20 protein-coding genes are annotated in these 21,613 nt (G+C 65.0%); 14 read left to right on the top strand and 6 right to left on the bottom strand.

All coding sequences use genetic code 11. The annotated features are described in order from the left end of the window. Positions 1-482 precede the first annotated feature (482 nt). Positions 483-3,776, top strand: coding sequence for a thiamine pyrophosphate-dependent enzyme (locus tag L0V05_RS18500; protein ID WP_234872981.1), 3,294 nt, complete (start codon positions 483-485; stop codon positions 3,774-3,776). An 18-nt stretch (positions 3,777-3,794) separates the two neighbouring features. Here L0V05_RS18500 and L0V05_RS18495 read toward each other — a convergent pair whose 3' ends face one another. Beyond that, positions 3,795-4,424: a TetR/AcrR family transcriptional regulator gene (locus L0V05_RS18495; protein WP_234872980.1), complete on the bottom strand. Its 630-nt coding sequence runs from the start codon at positions 4,422-4,424 to the stop codon at positions 3,795-3,797. 104 nt (positions 4,425-4,528) lie between these two features. Between L0V05_RS18495 and L0V05_RS18490 the strand changes: the two genes are divergently transcribed. The 7 genes from L0V05_RS18490 to L0V05_RS18455 all read left to right on the top strand — a co-directional run bounded on the left by L0V05_RS18490 (position 4,529) and on the right by L0V05_RS18455 (position 9,885). Then, the gene (locus L0V05_RS18490) at positions 4,529-5,587 is read left to right on the top strand and encodes an ABC transporter substrate-binding protein (protein WP_234872979.1); all 1,059 of its coding nucleotides are present in this window, start codon (positions 4,529-4,531) and stop codon (positions 5,585-5,587) included. Then, positions 5,584-6,438 (top strand): ABC transporter permease, encoded by an 855-nt coding sequence (locus tag L0V05_RS18485; RefSeq protein WP_234872978.1) that lies wholly within the window; start codon positions 5,584-5,586, stop codon positions 6,436-6,438. Before L0V05_RS18490 ends, L0V05_RS18485 begins: the two co-directional genes overlap by 4 nt. Beyond that, positions 6,438-7,205 carry an ABC transporter permease gene (locus L0V05_RS18480; protein WP_234872977.1) on the top strand — a complete coding sequence of 256 codons (768 nt, stop codon included), beginning with the start codon at positions 6,438-6,440 and terminating at the stop codon, positions 7,203-7,205. The genes L0V05_RS18485 and L0V05_RS18480 overlap by 1 nt, the downstream gene beginning before the upstream one ends. Beyond that, complete coding sequence (locus L0V05_RS20755; protein ID WP_406565992.1) at positions 7,202-8,224, top strand: ABC transporter ATP-binding protein; 1,023 nt, start codon at positions 7,202-7,204, stop codon at positions 8,222-8,224. The genes L0V05_RS18480 and L0V05_RS20755 overlap by 4 nt, the downstream gene beginning before the upstream one ends. Then, a complete protein-coding gene (locus tag L0V05_RS18465; protein ID WP_234872976.1) occupies positions 8,221-8,952 on the top strand; it encodes an MBL fold metallo-hydrolase in 732 nt (243 codons plus the stop codon). Before L0V05_RS20755 ends, L0V05_RS18465 begins: the two co-directional genes overlap by 4 nt. Before the next feature lie 97 nt (positions 8,953-9,049). Next, positions 9,050-9,388 (top strand): STAS domain-containing protein, encoded by a 339-nt coding sequence (locus tag L0V05_RS18460; RefSeq protein ID WP_234872975.1) that lies wholly within the window; start codon positions 9,050-9,052, stop codon positions 9,386-9,388. A 59-nt stretch (positions 9,389-9,447) separates the two neighbouring features. Further along, positions 9,448-9,885 (top strand): ATP-binding protein, encoded by a 438-nt coding sequence (locus tag L0V05_RS18455; RefSeq protein WP_234872974.1) that lies wholly within the window; start codon positions 9,448-9,450, stop codon positions 9,883-9,885. On the opposite strand, the gene L0V05_RS18450 is transcribed toward L0V05_RS18455, so the two are convergent. The 5 genes from L0V05_RS18450 to menC all read right to left on the bottom strand — a co-directional run bounded on the left by L0V05_RS18450 (position 9,867) and on the right by menC (position 15,248). Continuing rightward, the gene (locus tag L0V05_RS18450; protein ID WP_234872973.1) at positions 9,867-11,204 is read right to left on the bottom strand and encodes a PP2C family protein-serine/threonine phosphatase; all 1,338 of its coding nucleotides are present in this window, start codon (positions 11,202-11,204) and stop codon (positions 9,867-9,869) included. The two genes, L0V05_RS18455 and L0V05_RS18450, sit on opposite strands and share 19 nt — an antisense overlap. A gap of 96 nt (positions 11,205-11,300) precedes the next feature. Continuing rightward, positions 11,301-12,110 (bottom strand): phosphonoacetaldehyde hydrolase, encoded by an 810-nt coding sequence (gene phnX / locus L0V05_RS18445; protein ID WP_234872972.1) that lies wholly within the window; start codon positions 12,108-12,110, stop codon positions 11,301-11,303. Next, positions 12,107-13,246 carry a TIGR03364 family FAD-dependent oxidoreductase gene (locus L0V05_RS18440; protein WP_234872971.1) on the bottom strand — a complete coding sequence of 380 codons (1,140 nt, stop codon included), beginning with the start codon at positions 13,244-13,246 and terminating at the stop codon, positions 12,107-12,109. Before L0V05_RS18440 ends, phnX begins: the two co-directional genes overlap by 4 nt. 134 nt (positions 13,247-13,380) lie before the next feature. Beyond that, positions 13,381-14,109, bottom strand: coding sequence for a GNAT family N-acetyltransferase (locus L0V05_RS18435; protein WP_234872970.1), 729 nt, complete (start codon positions 14,107-14,109; stop codon positions 13,381-13,383). Next, positions 14,106-15,248, bottom strand: a complete 1,143-nt coding sequence (gene menC, locus L0V05_RS18430) for an o-succinylbenzoate synthase (protein WP_234872969.1) — start codon at positions 15,246-15,248, stop codon at positions 14,106-14,108. The genes L0V05_RS18435 and menC overlap by 4 nt, the downstream gene beginning before the upstream one ends. A 134-nt stretch (positions 15,249-15,382) precedes the next feature. Between menC and L0V05_RS18425 the strand changes: the two genes are divergently transcribed. The 6 genes from L0V05_RS18425 to L0V05_RS18400 are packed head-to-tail and all read left to right on the top strand — an operon-like array spanning position 15,383 to position 21,604. Beyond that, a complete protein-coding gene (locus tag L0V05_RS18425; RefSeq protein WP_234872968.1) occupies positions 15,383-16,288 on the top strand; it encodes a MurR/RpiR family transcriptional regulator in 906 nt (301 codons plus the stop codon). Between the two features lie 38 nt (positions 16,289-16,326). Beyond that, positions 16,327-17,895, top strand: coding sequence for an ABC transporter substrate-binding protein (locus tag L0V05_RS18420; protein WP_234872967.1), 1,569 nt, complete (start codon positions 16,327-16,329; stop codon positions 17,893-17,895). A gap of 29 nt (positions 17,896-17,924) precedes the next feature. Beyond that, positions 17,925-18,851, top strand: a complete 927-nt coding sequence (locus tag L0V05_RS18415; RefSeq protein ID WP_234872966.1) for an ABC transporter permease — start codon at positions 17,925-17,927, stop codon at positions 18,849-18,851. Beyond that, complete coding sequence (locus tag L0V05_RS18410; protein ID WP_234872965.1) at positions 18,848-19,702, top strand: ABC transporter permease; 855 nt, start codon at positions 18,848-18,850, stop codon at positions 19,700-19,702. The genes L0V05_RS18415 and L0V05_RS18410 overlap by 4 nt, the downstream gene beginning before the upstream one ends. Before the next feature lie 2 nt (positions 19,703-19,704). Beyond that, positions 19,705-20,667: an ABC transporter ATP-binding protein gene (locus tag L0V05_RS18405; RefSeq protein ID WP_234872964.1), complete on the top strand. Its 963-nt coding sequence runs from the start codon at positions 19,705-19,707 to the stop codon at positions 20,665-20,667. Next, positions 20,660-21,604: an oligopeptide/dipeptide ABC transporter ATP-binding protein gene (locus L0V05_RS18400; protein ID WP_234872963.1), complete on the top strand. Its 945-nt coding sequence runs from the start codon at positions 20,660-20,662 to the stop codon at positions 21,602-21,604. Before L0V05_RS18405 ends, L0V05_RS18400 begins: the two co-directional genes overlap by 8 nt. Positions 21,605-21,613: the final 9 nt, after the last annotated feature.

Here is a 21,613-nt window from a genome sequence, read left to right as displayed (position 1 = left end):
CAGAGTTTGCTGAGGTGGTAGCAACAACTTGTAACATTTCTGCACAGCAGCATGGCCGGCCGCATCGTATCCCGAAGTCTGTCATATTCCACAAGCAGAAGAGGTGAGACAGGCCGGTCGGGCCACCCTCCATCTGCCAGAGCATCGTGCCAGATCCACCAAAATCACTTGTTTTTTCATTTAATAACAAGTGTTTGACTTCCACATCTTCTCTTGCCACCCACAAGCACTTCTTTAGGACGGACCGCAGGGCGGAACAGGCTGGCCGCCAAACGGACAGGGGCGGAGCTGGGGCACACGAGGTTCTGCCGCCGGAGGATTGCTGCAAAAGCGTGATCGCCAGACCGCTTGCCCGCGCAGATCGGCGGACCCGCGCTTGCCGCTCCCCCCGGTTCTGCTAGAGTTTTCGTCCACGACCTCCGCTCCCGCGGCAGCCACGTTCAGTCGGTGGGCCTGACGTAGCAACAATATCGGACTGCTTGATGAAACTCGATCCATCGGATCTGGGCGAGAAAACCGATCTCGCGGCCCTATACCGGGCAATCTACCGGGCAAGGCTTGTAGACAGGCAGGAACAGGCACTGATCGATCAGGGTGTCGGCCATTTCCACGTCTCGGGCGCAGGCCATGAGATGACTGCCGCGGTGGCGATGGCGATGGAGGCACAGGACTGGCTGTTTCCCCATTATCGCGACAAGGCGCTGATGATGGCGGCAGGCCTCCCGCTGAAAGAGGTCTTCGCGGCCTTCCTCGCCTCGCCCGCCTCGCAATCCGCCGGACGGCAGATGAGCGCCCACTACAGTTGGCGCGACCGCAACATCGCCTCGCTTGTCGGCCCCGTCGGCAACAACGCGCTGCAGGCCGTTGGCGCGGCTACCGCACTCAAGGATGCGCCTGACCATCCCGTCGTGATCTGCGCCATGGGCGATGGCACCACCCAGCAGGGCGAAGTGCTGGAAGCCTTCGCCGAAGCGGCCCGCCAGACGGCGCCGGTACTGTTCCTTGTCGAGGACAATGGCTGGGCGATCTCCACCGCAACGCGCGGGCGAACGGTGTTCGACATGAACGGCACCGAGATCGACCAGCTGTTCGGCCTGCCGGTCATGCGCTTCTGCGGCTGGGACGTGGATGGCGCCATTGCAGCCTGCTCCGACGCGATGTCGCGGGTCCGCGGCGGCAGCGGGCCGCTGATCCTGCTCGGAAGATTCGAACGGCTCAGCGATCACACCAATGCGGACGACCAGCGCATCTATCGTCCCGACAGCGATTTCAAGGCTTTTCCCGGACGCGACCCGGTCGAAAACCTCCGCGCTGCCCTCGCCCGGACAGGGCTGTCGGAAGCGCGTCTGCAGGTGATGGAGCAGGCGGTTCAGGACGAGGTCGATGCCGCGCTGGCCGCGGCCCGGACCGAGAATGCCCCCGTGTCAAATCCGCCGGTCCGTGCCCCCTTCCCGCCCTCATTGGCCACCCGGCCCGATACGACGGCCGAGAAGGGCGAGCAGACCATGCGCGAGGCGCTGAACCGTGCGCTTCAGGCACAGCTTGCCTCGGACCCCGCGGTCGTCCTGCTGGGTGAGGATATCGAGGATCCCAAGGGCGACGTCTTCGGCATCACACGCGGCCTGTCCACCGCCTTCCCCGGACGCGTGCAGAACTCTGCCCTGTCGGAATCGACGATCGTCGGCACGTCGATCGGCCGGGCCCTCACGGGCGAAAAACCGATCGCCTTCATCCAGTTCGCCGATTTCCTGCCCTTGGCCGCCAACCAGATCATGTCGGAGCTTGCGACGATCTACTGGCGCACCGCAGGCCACTGGTCGGCCCCGGTCGTTGTGATGGCGCCGGTCGGCGGCTACAAGCCCGGCCTCGGCCCGTTCCACGGCCAGTCGATGGAAAGCGTCTTTGCCCAGTGCCCGGGCCTCGATGTGGTCATGCCAAGCTCTGCCGCAGATGCCGCGGGTCTGCTGAACGCGGCTCTCGCCGGTGGGCGGCCGACGCTGTTCCTCTATCCCAAGGCGATGCTGAACCTGCCCAACAAGGCAACTTCGGGCGATGCGGCCGACCTCTTCACCCTGCCCGGCCGGGCAAAGCGCTTGCGCACGGGGGCGGATCTGACCGTGGTCGCCTGGGGCAACACCGTGCCACTGGCCGAAGCCGCAGCGGAACGTCTTGCCGAGGACGGCATCGGCACCGACCTGATCGACCTGCGCTCGATCTCGCCCTGGGATCGAGAGATGGTTTCGGCCAGCATCCGGCGCACCGGTCGGCTTCTGGTGGTTCATGAGGAAAACTTGACCGGCGGCTTCGGGGCGGAAATAGCGGCCCATGCGGCCGAGACGGCGCGTTCGGGCCTGCGCGTGGCGCGGGTCGGGCGACAGGACACATACATTCCGTTCAATTTCGCCGATCAACTGGCCGTCCTGCCCTCGGTTTCGAAGGTACTCGAGGCGGCGGCTGGGCTTCTTGACCTGCAGATCGACTGGGAACCGGACAGCTCTGCCCTGACCGATGCCGATGCCGTTCTGGCCATCGGCTCTGGTCCTGCCGACGATCTGGTGAAGGTGGTGGAATTGCATGTCCAGCCCGGCGACCGGATCGAGGAAGGCCAGCTTGTGGCCGTGGTCGAGGCGACGAAGGCGGCCGTCGATGTATGTGCGCAGCGTGCAGGGATTGTGGCCGACATCTGCGCCCGGGTCGGCGACGACATCCGGGTCGGAGCGGCCGTGATAACGCTGGAACCGCAGGAAGGTGGCTCGGCGCCCGAACGTGAGGTCCCGCTCAAGGCGGTGTTCACTGGACGTGCGCCCCGTATCGTGACCGAAAAGGCGGCGACCGATCACGTCGCGCTTGGCGCGATCCGCGCGGTAAACGGCACACGGCTGGTCACGACCGACGAACTCGCCGCCCGCTGGCCGAGCCGGAAGACCGAGGACATCCTGCGCGCGACAGGGATTCAGGAACGCCATTGGGCAGGCCCCGGCCAGACGCTGCTCGGCATGGCGACCGAGGCCGCAAAGGCCGCGCTCGCCGCAGAGGGCATGGCCATGGCCGATATCGGCCTCGTCGTCGCGGCAACGGGAACGCCGGATGTGATCACACCGTCGCTCGCCTCGCGCGTCACGGTGGCAGCGGCAGGCGACGGACCGGTGCCGCAGATCGCAGCCTATGATGTGAACGCGGCCTGCAGTGGCTATATCTACGCGATGGAGCAGGCCTGGCAGTTTCTTGCCACGCGTCCCGAAGCGTCCGTTCTTGTGATCACGGCAGAAATCCTGTCGCCTGCGCTCGACCTTGACGACCCCGACACGGCGGTGATCTTTGCCGATGCGGCCACTGCAACCGTTGTTCACGGCGCGGGTCGCGGCGATACGGGGGCCTGGCGGGTGAGCAGGCCCGTTCTTGGCGGCCACCCCGAGCCGGGCCGGTTGATTTCGGTTCCCCTCGGCGGCCGCGGCTATGTGCGGATGCTGGGCCGTCAGGTCTTTGCCGATGCCGTGCGCTCGATGACGGAAATCGTCAATCGCGCCTGCGATGCCTCCGGGCTTGCAATTGCCGATCTCGACGCGCTGGTGCCGCACCAGGCCAACCAGCGGATCATCGACGCAGTCGAGCGTCGGGCCGGGGTTCCTGCCTTCAGCGTGATCGAGCGTTTCGGGAACACAAGTTCGTCGAGCATTCCGCTGGCCCTGACCCAGCCGGGACTGATCGGCGACCGGGTGGCACTCTGCGCCTTCGGCGGCGGTTACACCACCGCCGCTGCGATCATGGAACGCTAGGGCGGTGTGACCCCCGCCCTACGGGGACAGCGCCTGTGCCAGCAGGCGGACGTGGCTGGCGACCTGTCCCTTGAGGTCGTCAAGGCTCATCTCGTCGGATTTGACGAATTCCATGAAGGCGTTGTTCAGGTCGTTGAAAAGCATCTCGCCCACCGCCCGGGCAGGAACGTCTCGCCGCAGCCGTCCGGTCGCCTGAAGCCGCGCCACCATGGCGCAGACCTGATCGGCCAGCTTTCGGTCCAGCTCCGTGTAGCGCTGCGAAAAGGGCGTCATCGGCGCCTCGATCGAGATCGCCATGGCGCGGCGCCACATCTCCTTGGTCAGATAGACCAGCGAATGGTCGTAATATCCGTCGATCAGTCGCAGGATCGCCTCTGCCGGATCGGGGGGCGGATCGGCCAGAACGGAGGCACCGGCTTCGATGACTTCTTCGACCTCCATCATGACGATGGAGACCAGAAGATCGCCCTTTGTTTCGAAGTAGTTATAGAAGGTCCCGACCGACACTTCGGCCCGTGCCGCGATGTCCTCGATGCGCACGGCGTCATAACCTGCATCGCGGAACAGTTCGACCGCTGCCTCGGTCAGGCGGCGGTTCCGATCGGCCTTCTGTCTCGCGCGCAATCCCGTCACCGGGAAACCCTTCACGTTCTCAAATCGCCTGAAAAATGACATTGACTTCAAAAATGAATGAACTCAATTTTTTTCTCATCCGCGCCGGCAAGAGCGTGACACCCGACATGGAGAGACTGATGCCCCGACCGTCCCTGCCCTCGGCAGCACTGACTGCCTTGTCCCTGATCCTGCTGTCCAGCCCGGCGCTGGCAAAGGACCTGAATGCGCTCGTCTGGTGCGACCATACCGACCCGTCGCTCGTCGCACCCTTCGAAGAGAAGTTCGGGGTAAAAGTGAACCTCAAGGAGTACGAGGGCACGGCGGCTGGCCTTGCGATCCTCGACCAGTCACAGCCCGGCGACTGGGACGTGCTGGTGATCGACGCGGTCGACGTGCATCGCGCTGTCGATGCCGGATATCTTGGTGAACTGCCGGCAGATCAGCTTCCGACCGCGGACTTTTTCCCGCAACTCGTCATGGCCGAGAACAACACCAAGGATGGCAAGACCTACGCCGTCACCGAGAAGTTCGGCTACAACACCATCGCCTACGACAAGACCAAGGTCGATCCAAAGGACATGGAGGATCTCTCGACCCTGTGGTCGGGCAAGTATGACGGCCGGATCGCCATCTACGACTACTACCTGCCGGTCCTCGGCATCCTTGCGATGGGTCAGGGCATCAACACTGCCGACATCACCGCCGACAATCTGGACCAGCTGAAGGACCCGCTCTTCAAGCTCAAGGCAGCGTCAAAACAGGTGTCGGACGTGGTTTCCAGCCAGACGGCGCTGGCGACCGGCGATGTCGACATCATGGTGGGCGGTGGCGAATGGGTGACGGCGGTGCTGGCCGCCGACAACCCCAACCTCGACTGGACGATCCCGAAGCAGGGCGGCCTGCGATGGGCACAGTCGATCGGTGTGCTGAAGGACAGCAGCCAGCCCGATCTCGCGCTGGAATTCGTGAAGTACATCGTCTCGCCGGAAGGACAGGCGCGCCTCGCGACGGCGAGCTGCTATTGGGGGATGCCCGCCAACAGCAAGGCCGGCGACGTCCTGACGCCGGAACAGAAGGCGGTGCTGCGGTGGGATGACCAGCCCGACTACCTCGCCCGGGCCCAGCTTTACCCGATCCCGGATGCCGCGCTCGACACCAAGATGCAGGATCTCTGGACGGAGATGATGCAGAAGTGAGCCCCGCCGCCCGAGAGCGTCGGCAGGGCTGGGGCCTCGTCGCCCCGGCCCTGATCTGGCTTCTCGCCTTCTTCCTGATCCCCTTTGCCGTGATGCTCGCCCTTTCCTTCGCGCACATGGAGGAGCGGACGGTCGTTCACGGCTTCGACCCCGGCAACTATGTCCGGATCTTCACCGACTGGACGATGTTCAAGGCACTGGTGAACAGCATCGAGATCACCCTTGTCGTCTCGGTGGTGTCGGTGATCCTCGCGTATCCGCTGGCCGCGATCATCGCCTTCCGCGTGCCGAAGCGCTGGCAGCGGCTGGCGCTCTTGCTGGCGGTCTTGCCTTTCTGGACCTCCTACGTGGTGCGGTCCTATGCGTGGTTGCTCGTGCTCGGCCAGAACGGGGTGCTGAACAAGGCGCTGCTCGGTCTGGGCCTCATCTCGGCGCCGCTGGAGATCGCAGCGACCCGGACAGCGACGGTGATCGGCTTCGTGCATTTCTTCGTGATGCTGCTGACGCTGACGATCTATGCCAACCTGATCCAGCTGTCCCCGAACTATGCCCGTGCGGCGCAAGATCTTGGCGCGGGGCGCTTCCAGACCTTCCGCCACGTGATCCTGCCGCTGACCCTGCCCGGCGTTGTCACCGGGGCCTTCCTGACCTTCGTGCTGTGCATCGGCGACTATATCACTCCGCAAATTCTTGGGGGAAACAACGAGTTGACCCTGCCGCAGCTCATCATGCTGCAGATGGGGCGCGGCGGGAACTTCCCGCTCGCCTCGGCGCTGTCGGTCGTTCTGATGCTCGTCGTGACCCTTGCCTATCTGCTCTCGGCGCGCTGGCTGAGGCTCGACCGGGTATGATGCGCGCGCTTTCCTGGCTCTACCTCGCCGCCGCCTATCTCTTTATCTTTCTGCCGGTTGCGGTGCTGGTGGTGTTCTCTTTTCAGGACGGCCGCCTGCCGGTGCCGCCACTGCAGGGCATGTCGCTCAAGTGGTACGAGAAGGTCCTGTCGGACGGCGACCTGATGGCGGCGCTCGTCAACTCGCTGATCGTGGCGCTGATCTCGTCTGCGGTCGCCTTGGTGCTCGGCTTCCTCGCGGCCCATGCCCTCGCACGGGTGAAACTGCCTGGATCGGTGCTGATGCGGGTATTGATAATCGCACCAATGACCGTCTCCACACTCATCATCGGCCTCGGTCTCTTGACCTTTTTCAACCAGATCGGCATTCGCCCCTCGCTTTTGGCCACCGGCATCGGTCATGTCGTCATCAACCTGCCGCTCTGCTTTGCCATCACCTACGCGGCCATGGGCGACCACCAGAAGAACGCCGAACGCGCCGCGCGCGACCTTGGCGCGTCCGAAGCGCAGGTGCTTTGGCTCGTCTCGGCCCCGATGCTCGCCCCGGCCCTCGCCGCCGCCTTCTTCCTGTCGGTCACCTTCAGCTGGGATGAGTTCATCATCGCATTTCTCCTCACCCGCTTCGACGTGACGTTGCCTGTCGAGATCTGGTCGATGCTCCGCTCGGGCCTCTCGCCCGCCACCAATGCCATCGGCTCGCTCGTCTTCCTGGTTTCGATCGGGGTCGTCGTGCTGGCGGAAATCTTCATCCTGCGGAGGCGCGCATGACCGCACCCGTTTCCATTCGCGGTGTGCGTCAGCGCTATGGCACCGCGACCGCGCTCGACCATGTCGATCTGGAAATCGCCGCCGGCGAGTTCGTCGTCCTGCTCGGCCCCTCCGGCTGCGGCAAGACCACGCTTCTGAACATCATCGGCGGCTTCGCCGAACCGACCGAGGGTCAGGTCCTGATCGGCGGGCGCGACATGGCGGGCGTCAGCCCGAAGGAGCGCCCGACGACGACCGTGTTCCAGGACTATGCCCTGTTCCCGCATATGAGCCTGGCCGAGAACGTCGCCTTTGGTCTCCGGATGCGCGGGGTCGAGAAATCGGGGCGCCTCAAGAAGGCCGAGGAGATGCTTGCGCTCGTCGGTCTCGCCGGCCGGGGGAACCGCCGCCCGCATGAGCTCTCCGGCGGGCAGCGCCAGCGCGTGGCGCTGGCCCGGGCGCTGGCGGTGGAACCCGATGTGCTTCTGCTTGACGAACCGCTCGGGGCGCTTGACCTCAAGCTGCGCCGCGCAATGCAGGACGAACTGAAGGCCATCCAGCGCAGGGTCGGAACGACCTTCGTCCATGTCACCCACGATCAGGAGGAGGCAATGGCCATTGCCGACCGGATCGTGGTGATGAATGCAGGCCGGATCGAGGATCTTGGCCCCCCGCGCGAGGTCTATTTGCGGCCCAAGTCCCTGTTTTCGGCTGGCTTCATGGGTGAGATCAACCGCATCCCGGTCAATGGCGACAGTTCGCCCCTCGGCCTGGTTGCACTTGGGAATGATCGCGAACGGGTTTTGTGCATCCGCCCGGAATCGATCCGACCGGCAGAGCTTGCCACGGTCGGCGCGCTGCAACTGGGGCGGGCCACCATCACCGACGCCGCCTTTTTCGGGACGCATGTCCGCGCCCACGCAACACCTCTGGCGGCACCAGAGATGCAGATTGTTTTTCACCTGCCGCAATCGGTCCTTCCCGCGCCGGGCGAGATCGTCGATCTTGCAGCCATGACCTGGGTACTTCTCGATCCATGAAACGCATCTCTCCCGAAGCCTGGTGGCGGCAAAGATCGGTCGGCGACGGCGTGACCTGGATCGACGAGCCGCATATCCGCGAGTTCTACCGCTGCAACGTCTGGCATGTGCGCGGGCGCGACCGCGACTTGCTGGTGGACAGCGGCATGGGCGTCGTCAGCCTGCGCGCCCATGTGCCGCTCGTGACCGAACGCCCCCTCGAAGCCGTGGCCAGCCACACGCATTTCGACCATGTCGGCTGCCACCACGAATTTCCCTGCCGCTCCTGCCACGGGGCCGAGGCGCACCTGCTACGAGCGCCGACGCGGGAAAACACCTTTGCCGACAAGTATGTGACCGACGACATCTTCACCGACCTGCCGCCTGAACCCTACCAGTCCGCGCTGTACTCGGTAGCCGCTGCCCCCGCGACGCGGCTGCTCTGGGATGGTGACGTGGTCGATCTTGGTGACCGGCGGTTCGAGGTGATCCATACCCCCGGCCATTCCCCCGGCGGCATTGCCCTGTGGGAGGCTGCGACAGGCATCCTCTTCTCCGGCGACATCGTCTATGACGGGGAACTTATCGAGGGCACGAACCCGCTCGAACAGGCGCAATACCTCCGCTCGATGGAGCGGCTCTACGATCTGCCGGTCACCGTGGTGCATGGCGGCCACTTCCCGAGCTACGGGCGCGACCGCCACCGCCAGATCATCGGTGACTGGCTGAAATCGAAGGGCCGCGGCTGACCTCGGATCAGGGCAGACTGTCAAGAAACTGTCACAGACCACATGCTAACCGCAGGGGGAAATCCGGCCGCCGCGCCGGTCCGGTTGGGAGAATGGCATGAAGCTGACGCATGAAGACCTGGAGGGCGGCGTCTACAAGATCACGCTCGAAGGTCCGATCGACCTTGACGGTTCGGCCCAAATCGACCCGCATTTCAAGATGGTCGCCGACAAGTACAAGCGCGTCGTCGTCGATCTGTCCGGGGTGGATTTCCTTGCCTCGATCGGCATCCGCGTGCTGGTAAAGTCTGCCAAGACCATCGCCGAGCAAGCCGGCCGCATGGCCGTGTTCGGTGCGCAGGAGGCACCGCGGCGGGTTCTGGAAACCACCGGAGTGGACAAGATCGTGATGCTCGTCCAAGACGAACCTGCCGCGCTGGCCTGGGTCAGAAAGTAACGGGCGGCGCGACTCTGATGGGGCCGGTCCGGCCCCGGACCTCGGGGAAAGCTCTGGAAATGTCTGGTTCCTGGACCGACCTACAGACGACCGAGACCATCGTGCTTGGCAGCGCGCTGTCGGGCGTTTCCGAGTTGAACCTCTGGTTCGACGCCTTGGCGGCGCGGCGGTCGCTTTCGGCACGGATCGCCCATGACGTGAAGCTTTGCCTCAATGAAGCTGTGACGAACATTCTGCTCCACGGCTTCGACGGGGACCCTGGCGGCCAGATCACTGTGTCTGTGGACCTCGTGCCCGCAGGCGCGACGGCCGTGATCCGCGACAATGGCCCGGCATTCGATCCCCTCGCCGGCCCGGCCTTCGTTCCCGCCGAGGATATCGCCTCGGCCGAGATCGGCGGGCTTGGCATCAGGCTGATGCAAGAGACGACCGATCGGATCAACTACCGCCGTGACGGGGAAATCAACGAACTGACCCTTTACTTCGGTCCAAGATAGCGCATCGCCAGCCCTGTCAGGTCGTCTGACGGCGGATGGTCCGCCACGAAGGCGGCGATGATGCTGGCAACATTGGCAACCATCGCCTGGGCTGACTGATCCGCGTTCTCCTCAAGCGCCGCGACGAAACGTGTCCTGCCAAAGACCTCGCCCGCCGCGTTGAACGCCTCGGTGATCCCGTCGGTGCCAAGGATCAGGTGATCGCCAGGACCAAGAGTGCGGTGGATCTCGCCAAACTCCGCGCCATCGAACAGCCCAAGCGCCGGGCCAGTCGGTTCCATCTGGTCCGCGCCTTCTCCGGGGCGCAACAGGAACACCTCTTCGTGGCCGCCGCTGGCACAGGTGAACGCGCCGCTGCGCAGGTTCAGCCTGGCATAAGCCATGGTCACGAACATCGACTCTCGGTTTCCCTCGGCCAGCTGCCGATTGACCTCGGCCAGCGTGCGGCCTGGCGACAGACCCTGGCGAGCGACCGATCGCAGGGTGGTCCGGCACACGCTCATGAAGATCGCGGCCGGCACGCCTTTGCCCGAGACATCGCCGATGGCAAGCGCCAGCGTTTCGTCGTCCAGCATGAAATAGTCGTAGAAGTCGCCGCCCACATGCTTGGCCGGCGTCATCGAGGCGGAAATCTCAAAGCTTCCCGCCAGGGGGCCGGCATCGATCCGGTCGGGCAGCAGCGCCATCTGGATCTGCTCTGCCGCCGCCATTTCCTGCCCAAGCATCCGCTTGCGCCTGAGTTCCAGCGCCATCTCGTCGAAGACATCGGCGAATGGCGAGAAACGGTCGGCCTGCCGGCGAAGCATGTCCAGCATCCCGGGCTGAAACTCGTCCCGCGCCAGGGCATGGGCGGCCTGCGTCAGCGCCGCGATGGTGCCATTCAGCCCCTGCAGCCGGGCGCCAAGCTCGCCGATCACTGCCACTGCCGCGCCGGGGGTTTCTGACATGAGCGCGTGGATGGTCGATTGATCGATCCGCAGAAGCACGACTTCGGTTTCCGAGATCACGCTGGCCGTGCGGGGCGTCGCCGCGAAGGCGCCGATCTCGCCCACAAGGCTCCCTGTCCCCAGCCGCGCTACTGGAACACGGCCCGTCTCCGTCTCGACCTCGATGCGGACTTCGCCCTCCAGCACGAGAAAGGCAAATCGACCGATTTCACCCTGTCTGATCAGCTCTGTCCCTGCATCGGCGCGGTCTATGGGGCCGACCGTGACAATCCGGGCGCAATGCTCTTCGCTCAGAGCCGAAAAGGTCGCATTCCGTCGGAGAACTCCAACGGCCATTGCCAGATCAAGACCTTGCGTGACGGACGCCGACATCCCTGCCTCCATCGCCCAGACTTGCGCTGTTACCGGCAGGCTTTTCAAGCCCAGCCGGGATCCCGGGGCCGAAAATCCAGGGAAAGACCGTCAGTCTCAGGGCCGCTCGCCGCGGGCAAGCGCGCCTTCGATCTCGTCGAAGACCTCGTCCAGGTCGGCCACGCTGTCGATGACGAAATGCGCCCCGGCGCGAAGGAGCTTGGCATAGGCTTCGTCCCGCATACGGTCGAACTCCTCGGGCGAAAGCGCCGCCGTCTCTTCCGGGTTCAGGCCGAAGACGTTGCCGGAAAGCGCCACGCCCACGGTCCAGGTCCCGGCATTCAGCCCTTCCTCGATGCCGACTTCGGTATCGTCGACCTTGACGGTCGCCCAGGGGTGCCAGATGCCGAGGTTGATGAAGGTCTGGTACATCATCAGCGGCGACGGACGGCCCTGCGCCAGATCGCCCGCGCAAACCAGGCTGTCGGGGGCGTAGCCCTGCTTCGCCGCGACCGGCAGCAGCGGCGCCATGATGTCGCGCGTATAGCCGGTGGTGGAGCCGATCTTCAGCCCCCGCGCCCGCGCCCTCTTCGCCATCTCGGCCGCGCCTTCGATCAGGGTGCCGTAATCGGTCACGACCTCGACGTTCATCGGCACGAAGATCTCGTAGATCTTGTCGATATCCGCCTCGGTCGGGTCGGCGCCATGCTTGGCCTTCCAGGCGGCTGCAACGCGTGGGCTGCGGATCACGGCGGCGATATGGTCGCGCTTCGCCATGCCCATCGGGCCGCGCGCCTCGTCCACGCTGATCTCGACGCCAAACCTGGCAAAGCTGCGCTGGAATACGCCCATCGGCGCTTGCGAGCCGTGGTCAACGACGGTTCCGGCCCAGTCGAGGATGACGGCCTGAAGGCGGTTCTTGGTCATGCGGCGGCTCCATACAGATCGGTCAGGGTTTCTTCGGCGATGGCGAAAGCGGTGCTGGCCCCGGTTCCGCTTGTGACGATCACCAGCCGGATCGCCGGATCGGGCGCATCCATGATCATCAGCTTCTCGGGATGCGACGCATAGGTGCCCATCCAGCGTTCGGTCACCTGGGCGCCGGGCAGGCGCAGGGTGGCGTTCATCTCGTCCAGCATCAACTCATCCACCCGATCGCGGGCAAAGGGCGACGGGCTCCATTCGTAGTGGTGACTGTCACCGACGATCAGCCCGCCATCCGATCCCTGCACGGCGATCAGGTGGATCCCGTTGTCGAGGAACTCGCCCTGCTCGGCTTGCAGCCGCGCTCTGAGCGGGGCCGCTTCGGGCAGCTCCGAATAGCCAAGGTAGCGGACCAGCGACAGGTCGGTCATCACCGATCCCGGCAGGCGGAAGCCCTTGTCGGCCGGCATGACCTTCATCATGTGCAGCCGGCAGCGGGTGATGCCCATCGCCGCGATCCGGTCCGGGAACAGCGTCAGCAAATCGTCACCGGGGCAGACCACCACGCGCTCGGCCTCGATCACGCCATCGGTCGTCACCACACGGCCCGGCTCTACCGCCTTGACCAGCGTCCTGCGGCGGAACTCGGCGCCAAGCGATTTCTCGATCCAGGCAGCAAGCTTGCCGACCGCGTGGCGGCTTTCCACCCGGCGTTCATGCGGGCTCCAGAGACCGCCTTGAAACTCGCCATCTGCGAGGATCGCGCCATGGTCGCGCCGCAGGGTCGCAGCGTCGATGAGCCTGCACTCGGCCCCCATGTCTGTCGCCTTGAACGCCTCGAGAACGGTCATCGCCTCTGGCCGCCGCGCGACGACGAGAAGGCCCTGATGTTCCACCGGGATCCCCGCGAGCGGCGCGACCTCCTGCCAGATGTCGCGCGACCGCATGGCGCGCCGCCAGCAATCGCCTTGCTGCTGGCCGGTGACGGTGACGAAGCCAAAGTTGCGGACCGAGGCCCCGATCGCCTCGGCTTCGCGGTCCACCACGATCACCGACAGCCCGCGCCGCCGCGCGATCAGCGCATGGGCCAGCCCCACGATCCCCGCGCCGACGACGACGAGATCGACCTTCTTCGACATGCTTCTCTCCCGCAGATCCTGCCGGGCATATCCTTCGGCCCGACACCGGCCCCCGAGACTCGCCCGACCGGTCTGGGGGCATTGACCGGGGGACAACGGTCGAAGTCAAGCCGCGCTGCCATGACGCGGACGGATTATCCGTTCGCGCCGCGCTCGATCCGTTTCGTCAGCAGGTACTCCCCCCGCTGGCGGTCAAACCCGGTGATTTCCTCGCCCCGGGCGAAAGCCTCAGTCATCTCCAGCCGCAGCTTCAGCCGATCCGCCAGCGCGCGGTCGGGATCGGCGGTCAGCATCTCGGCAAAATCGGTCGGAATGGCGATGCGCGAGACCGGCGTCACCTCAACCGGCTGGCGATTGGCAAGCGCCGTGACCGTCGCATCCGCGACAAACCATTCCGCCAGCAGACGGTCGGACGGGGCGCCCGCATTGATGCCCGCCATCTTGCCGTAATAGTCAGGATAGTACGTCCGCCCGACCGCTCCGAGCGTTCCGATGTTCAGGCTCGCATTCAGGATCCGCAGCGGATCATAAGTCCAGCGGACCAGCCGGATCCCCCGCGCGAGGCACCAGTCGCGCTGATACCATTTTAGCCGCGCCCCAAGGCCGAGGCCCCGAGCCTCGGTGCGGATGGCAAGTCGGTGCGAATGCTGGATTTGCGGGTCTCGGGTCGGAAAGGCGAAGACATAGCCGATCAGCCGGTCGCCATGGAACGCACCGGCGCAAAGCCCGCCCTCGGCCTGGATGACCATCATCAGGTCGGCCGGGTCGGCCGTGTCGTCATGGCCCCAGACATCGTTCTGCAGCGCCTCGGCCAGCCGGAATTCGGCCATGCCGCTCAGGTCACGGAGGATCACGTCCCTCATGCGCCGAACCTGCGGATATCGGTGCTGACCGTGGCAAGAAAATCTTGGTCGAGCGTCACGCCCGTGCCGGGCCCCTGCGGCACCGGCATCCGACCGTCGGTCGCCTCCAGCCGCTCCACGATGATGTCGCGGTGGAAGTAGCGGCTGGCGGAAGAGGTATCCCCCGGCTTGCGGAAATTCGGCAGGGTGGAGAGGTGGATGTTGTGCGCCCGGCCCACCCCGCTTTCCAGCATCCCCCCGCACCAGACCGGCACGTCGAAGGCCTGGGCCAGATCGTGGATCGCCCGGGCCGAGGAATGGCCCCCGACCCGCCCGACCTTGATGTTGACCACCCGCGCGGCATCCGTCTGGAGCGCCTTGCGCGTCTCGGCCACGGTGCCCAGGCATTCGTCAAGGCAGATCGGCGTCTTAAGCCGCGATTGCAGCACGGCATGGTCGTGGATGTCGTTCCAGGCCAGGGGCTGTTCGATATAGTCGAGCCCGAAGGCATCCAGTTCTTGCAGCAGCGCCGTATCTGCCAGCGTGTAGGAGCTGTTGGCATCCACCGTCAGATGCGCGCCCGGAAACGCCTCGCGCGCGGCGCGGACAAGGGCGAGGTCATGGCCCGGCATGATCTTCAGCTTGATGCGCTTGTAGCCCTGATCGAGATGCGCGCGGATGCGGTCGAGCGTGCTCGGGAGCGGCCCAATGCCAAGCGACACGCCGACATCGATCGCGTCGCCCTCGCCGCCCAGGACTGTCTGCAACGGCAGGTCCAGCGACCGCGCCCAGAGGTCCCAGAAGGCCATCTCGACCGTCGCCAGTGCCATCCGGTTTGCCCGCCACGGCGCGAAATGGCGGTCGAGCGCGTTCGGATGGGCAAAGCTCTTGCCGATCAGACCGGGCAGAATCGCGTCAGTCAGGAAGGCCATCGCCCCCGCCGTCGTTTCTGGAAGGTAATCGGGCAGCGGGTCCATCACCCCTTCCGCCACCCCCTCCCACTGCCCCGAAAAAAGACGCAGCAGCGGAAAATGCTTTTCATACATGGTGCCAGTGGCGATTGTGAAAGGCGTCACCAAAGGCAGACGCACCAGCCGCAACTCTGCCGCCTCGATCACCAAAGGGGGCCGCGTCGCCATCCGTGCCGTTGCTTGAGGCATGCCGCCCTCCCCCAATCCGATGCTGTCAGATTAATCGATCACAGTTTTCTTGCAAGATTGACGGTTGGGAATGTTTCTGTCACGCTTTTCATGAATCACGACGGCGCAAGGCCGCGAAACCGACCGGGGGGTCAATGGCAGATCAGGAGGCAGTTCCGCCTTTACCGGCCGATTTGCGCGGCCGACTGGAAGACAGCCTGCGGGACGCCACCCCCGCCAACCGGACCCTTGCCACCTACTTCCTGTCGAACATCAAAGACCTCCCTTTCGAGACCGCAGCCTCGGTCGCTGCCAAGGTCGGCGTCAGCGAGGCGACGGTCGGCCGTTTCTGCCGCGGGCTGGGCTACCGGCATTTCAAGGACCTCAAGGGTGCCATCCAGTCCGATCTGGGTGACAAGGCCTGGCTGGTCGGTGACCGCCTGACCGACTTCGCCACCCGCCAGAAGCAGGGCGCGACCGAGATTTCGCGGGGGCTGGAGCGCGAGATGGCGGCGATCCTCGCCAATTACGAAACCGCCGCATCGCCCGAGTTCGCCCGTGCGGTGCAGCGGCTGGCGCTGCGGCGGCAGGTCTTCGTCTCCGGCTTTCAGACCGAGCGCGGTCATGGCCAGTTCCTCGTCAACCAGCTGCAATACCTGCGCCCCGGCGTGCAGCTTCTCGATCTCGCCGCCGGCAATTTCGCCGAGGTGCTGCTGGCCCCGCCTGACGAGGTGTGCCTGATCCTGATAGACGGGCGGCGCTACTCCCGGCTGACGCGCCGCCTTGCCATCGCCGCGCGCGAGGCGGGCATTCCGGTCACGATCATCACCGACCCTTATTGCCCCTGGGCGCGCGAGGTCGCCGACGAGGTCTTCGTCGTGCAGACCGACTTCAACCAGTTCTGGGATGCGACCTCGGCCATGTCTTCGCTCATCGGGCTTCTGGTGAACGGCGTCTTCGCCCAGCTCGGCCCGGAGGTCGAGGATCGGATGACCCGCGTCTCGGCCCTATACAACGACTTCATCGGCCATGCCGGTGACCCCCACCGACCACTGAAATGACCACAACAATCTACACAGGGAGTTCAAACAAGATGTTCATGACGTTGAAGAAACACATGCTCGCCGCGAGCGTGTCGGTGGCGGCGCTGCTGCCCCTGTCCGCCGCAGCCCAGGAAGCGACCTTTGTCCTTGGCACCAACGAGGTCGGCATCCCGAGCTACAACCTGCTGACGGCGGTGAACACCAACACCGTCTATTCGATGATCTACGACAACCTCGTGGCGCAGGATTCGGACCTGTCCTTTCACCCCTACCTTGCCGAAAGCTGGGACGAGGCGCCGGACGGCATGTCCTGGACCTTCCACCTCAAGCCGGGGGTAAAATTTCACAACGGCAAGGCCCTGACCTCGGCCGACATCGCCAAGTTCATCGAGATGTTCCGCTCGACCGAAAGCAGCTACATGGTCGATGCCATCGAAAAGGTCGAAACGCCCGACGACCTGACCGTCAAGTTCGTGATGAAGCATCCGGACCCGAACATCCTTTACAACCTCGCCTCCTCCTTCATGGGCATCCCGGACCCGGATGCGGTCGAGGCGCTCGGCGATGACTATGGCATCACCGAAGCCGTCGGCACCGGCCCGTTCAAGCTGGAAAGCTTCACGCTCGGCCAGGAAACTGTCGTCGTGCGCAACGACGACTACGCCTGGGGTTCGCCGCTTTCCGCCAACAAGGGCCCGGCCAAGCTGGAGCGGATCACCTTCCGCGAGATCCCCGAGGATTCGACCGCTTTCCTTGAACTCAAGTCCGGGGGCGTGGACGGGCTTCTGTCGATCCCGACCGACTACCTGAAGGACATCTCTTCGGACCCGGCGCTGTCCGTGGCGCCGATCCCCGGGCAGGAAGTCTACTACATGCCCATCAACGTGACGAAAGAGCCCTTCACCGACATCAAGGTGCGTGAAGCGGCGGCTTATGCGATCAACCAGGAAGAGATCCTGCAGAACGTCTTTTCAGGCTATGGCGCGGTGGCCAACAACTTCCTGATCTCGGCCCTGCCGGAAGCGCAGATCGACCCGGCGGTGAACATCAGCTTCAACCCGGACAAGGCAAACGCGCTGCTGGACGAGGCCGGCTGGGTCAAGGGCGCCGACGGCGTGCGCGAGAAGGACGGCAAGAAGCTGACCGTCTCGCTTTGGACGCAAAACGACAGTGTCTTCCGTCGCTTGACGGAAGTTGTTCAGGCACAGCTTAAAGCTGTCGGCTTCGATCCGCAGATCCAGACCTTCGACAGCTCGACGATCCGCGACCAGTACAAGTCGGGCGAACAGCAGCTCGCCGTGCGCTCCTACTTCTGGAACAATGCCGACATCGTCGACTGGTTCTTCGGCGGCGACCGGCTGGGCTATCCGAACGTCTCGATGTTCAACGATCCGAAGGCGGAAGAGCTGCGGACCAAGGCGATGACCGGCTCCAAGACCGGGGAAGAGCGTACCGCGAACTTCAAGGCCTACCATGAGTATGTGACCAGCCAGTTCCCCTATGCGCCGATCTACCAGCCGCCGCAGAACATGGCCTACAACAAGGAACACATCACCATGCCCGAGACGCTCCATGGCACCTCGATCACCGGCGTCGTCATGGTCGACGTCGAGGCCAAGGAGTAAGGTAAAGGCCGACCGGCGGAGGGGGCACGATGCTCGACTATCTCATAAGGCGCGTGCTGCTCCTTCTGCCGGTCTTCCTGGCGGTGTCGGCGATCATCTTCCTGATCCTGCACCTGATTCCCGGCGATCCGGTGGACAACCTTCTGAAAGTCGGCTCGGGTCCAGATGCCCGGGCCAAGATCGAGGCCAAGTATGGCCTCGATCAGCCGCTCATCGTCCAATACGGCATGTGGCTGGGCAACGTCCTGCAGGGCGATCTTGGCACCTCGATCATCACCCGACGCCCGGTTTCCTCGATGATTGCGCAGGTGCTGCCGAATTCGCTGATGCTCGGGGGCTTTGCGCTGCTCTTTTCCTCGATCATGGGCATCATCCTCGGCATCGTCGCCGCCGCCTACCGTGACCGCTGGCCCGACCAAATCATCATGGGGGGCGTGTTGCTCGGCTCCACCCTGCCCTCGTTCTGGCTCGGGCTTCTCCTGATCCTCGCCTTCTCTGTCCAGCTCAGCTGGTTTCCGGTCTCGGGAGCGCGTGGCTGGGAAAGCCTTGTCCTGCCTGTTCTGACCATCGGTCTAGGCGGCATGGCACTTGTGGCCCGGGTAACCCGCGTGTCGATGATCGACGCCGCGAGCCGCGATTTCGTTTTGCTTCTTCACGCCAAGGGCCTGTCGCCCGCCCGCATCCGCCTGCGCCACGTCCTGCGCCATGCGCTGATCCCGGTGGTGACGATCCTTGCCCTGCGCATCGGCTGGATCCTCGGCGGCGCGGTCACGGTTGAATATGTCTTCGCCAGGCCTGGACTTGGCCTGACGCTCATCAAGGCCCTCGCCCAGCACGACTACCCGGTTGTTCAGGCCTGCCTCCTGATGCTGGCCATCGCGGTCATGCTCGGCACGCTTCTTGGCGACATCCTGCAGGCCCTCATGGACCCGCGCGTGCGGAGTGCGATGACATGAGCCTGAAGGGTACCCTCAACTCCATCGGCCGCGCATTGCGGACGCCCAAGGGCGCGATCTCGGGCGCCTGGCTGGCGCTCGTGGTGCTGGGCGCGATCTTCGCTCCGGTCCTGACGCCTTACGACTATGACATCCAGGACCTGCCGAACGCCTTCGCCGCGCCCTCGTTCGCGCATTGGCTCGGCACAGACGAATTCGGCCGCGACCTCCTGACCCGCGTGCTTTACGGCGCGCGCACCTCGCTCAGCGTTTCGGTCCTGTCAATCAGCGTCTCGGTGTTCACCGGCATGGTGCTCGGTGCAGCAGCGGGCTATTTCGGCGGAGCCTTCGACCGGGCGGTTACGATCTTTGTCGATCTGACATGGTCCTTCCCGGAAATCCTGATTGCGCTGATCCTCGTGGCCATCATCGGCCCCGGTATCACCGGCACGATGGTCGCCATCGCCGTCGCGTACCTCGCCCAATTCACCCGCCTCACCCGCGCGCAGATCATGGCGATCCGGTCCGAGACCTATATCGAGGCGGCAAAAAGCCTTGGCGCGAGGGACAGCTTCATCCTCCTGCGCCACCTCTTGCCGAACTCACTTGCCCCTGTGCTTGTGGCGGGGATGCTCGCCACCGGCGACGCGATCATCCTCGAGGCGACGCTTGGCTTCTTCGGCCTTGGCGCGCAGCCGCCGACCCCAAGCTGGGGTTCGATGATGTCCTCGGGCTCGGCCCTCCTCTTCAAGGCGCCGTGGATCATCGTCTTTCCCGGTCTTGCCGTGGCAATCACCGTGGTCGCGATCAACCTGTTCGGGGACGCGCTGATCCGGGCCCTCGATATCAAGACCCGGCTGAGGGAGGCGTGAGCATGCTCCTGTCGGTCGAAAACCTCGGCGTCCGCATCGGCAAGGTCGAGCCGCTGTCCAGCCTGTCCTTCACGCTGGACCGGGGCGAAATCCTTGGCCTTGTCGGTGAAAGCGGCTCGGGCAAGTCGCTGACGGCGATGGCGGTGACCGGGCTTCTGCCGCTGATCGGAGGCCGGATCGCAGAAGGAGCCGTCATGTTCGACGGCACCGACCTGTCGAAGCTGCCCGAAGACCGGCTCCGGCCCTATCGCGGCAAACGCATCGCGCTGGTGACCCAGAACCCGATGACCGCGCTCGACCCCGTGCAGCGCATCGGCGATCAGGTCGACATCATGGCGCGGCTGCATCTGGGGCTGGATGCGAAGGCCGCCCGCGCCCGTACGGTCGAGCTACTGACCCGCCTGCGCATCCCCGAAGCCGTGACGGTTTGCGACGCCTATCCGCACCAGCTGTCGGGCGGCATGAAGCAGCGCATTGTCATCGCGATGGCGCTGGCAGCCGAGCCCGACCTGATCGTGGCGGATGAACCCACGACCGCGCTTGACGTCACCGTGCAGGCGCAGATCATCCATATCCTCGGCGAGTTAGTGCGCGAGCGGGGCCTTGCCCTGATGCTCATCACCCATGACATGGGCGTGGTGGCGCAGGTCTGCGACAAGGTTGCAGTCCTCTACGCCGGGCGGCTGGCCGAGACGCGCGCCGTAGGGCCGCTCTTCGCCTCGCCGCACCACCCCTACACCACCGCCCTGATCGACTGCATCCCACGCGAGGGCATGGCCCGCGGCAGCCTGACCGGCATTCCGGGCCTTGTCCCCTCGGTCATGTCCTATCCCTCGGGCTGCCGCTTCCACCCGCGCTGCCCGCGCGCTGACGCGACCTGCGAGCGGACCATCCCCGAGACCCGCACCCTCCCCGATGGCGGGATCGTCTCGTGCCACCACCCGCTTGGAGGCGACCATGGCTGATCCGCTGATCCGCGCCGAGGCGCTCGTCAAGCGCTTCCAGACCGGGGGCGGCCTGCTGGCCAGGCCGCGCGCCATGCTGGCGGTGCGCGGCGTGTCGATGGCCATCGGCAAGGGCGAGGTCGTGGGTGTCGTCGGCGAAAGCGGCTGCGGCAAATCCACCCTTGCCCGGCTGATCCTTCGGCTGATCGAACCGACCTCGGGCACCATCCACTTCGACGGACAGGACCTGACGAAACTGTCTAGGGGCGACATGCGCCGGATGCGGCGGCGGATGGCGATGGTCTTCCAGGACCCTTATTCCTCGCTCGATCCCCGCTTCACTGTGGCCGAGGTGCTGGCCGAACCCTTCCGCGTGCAGGGCGAGGAGCCGCCCGCGGGCCGCATCGCCGAACTCCTGGGCCAGGTCGGCCTGTCGGAACGCCTTTCGGCGAGCTACCCGCACCAGATGTCCGGCGGGCAGCGGCAGCGGATCGGCATCGCCCGCGCGCTGGCGCAGGCGCCCGACTTCATCGTGCTGGATGAACCCACCGCCTCGCTCGACGTGTCGATCCAGGCGCAGATCATTGCACTGCTGTCCGAACTCAGGCGGGAACTGGGGCTGACCTACCTGTTCATCAGCCATGACCTTGGTCTTGTGCGCTATTTCTGCGACCGGGTGGTGGTGATGTATCTCGGCGCCGTGGTCGAGGTGCTGCCGAAAGCCGATGCCCCGGCCCGCCACCCCTACACCGCCGCGCTGATGGACAGCACCTTTGCCCCCGATCCGGGGCAACGAAAGACCCTGCGCGCGATCGAGGGCGAGATTCCATCGGCCTTCGACCTGCCCAAGGGCTGCGCCTTCGCCGCCCGCTGCCCGCGCGCCTCGGATCGGTGCCGGGCAGAAAACCCCGAACTCTCCGCAACCGACCATCCCGTCGCCTGCTTCCATCCGCTCTGAAAGGCTATT

This window comes from Alitabrizicola rongguiensis (genome assembly GCF_021491355.1).
Taxonomy (GTDB): Bacteria; Pseudomonadota; Alphaproteobacteria; order Rhodobacterales; family Rhodobacteraceae; genus Aliitabrizicola; species Aliitabrizicola rongguiensis.
Note: the sequence above shows the minus strand (reverse complement) of the source record. Positions and strands in the feature narration are given on the sequence as shown.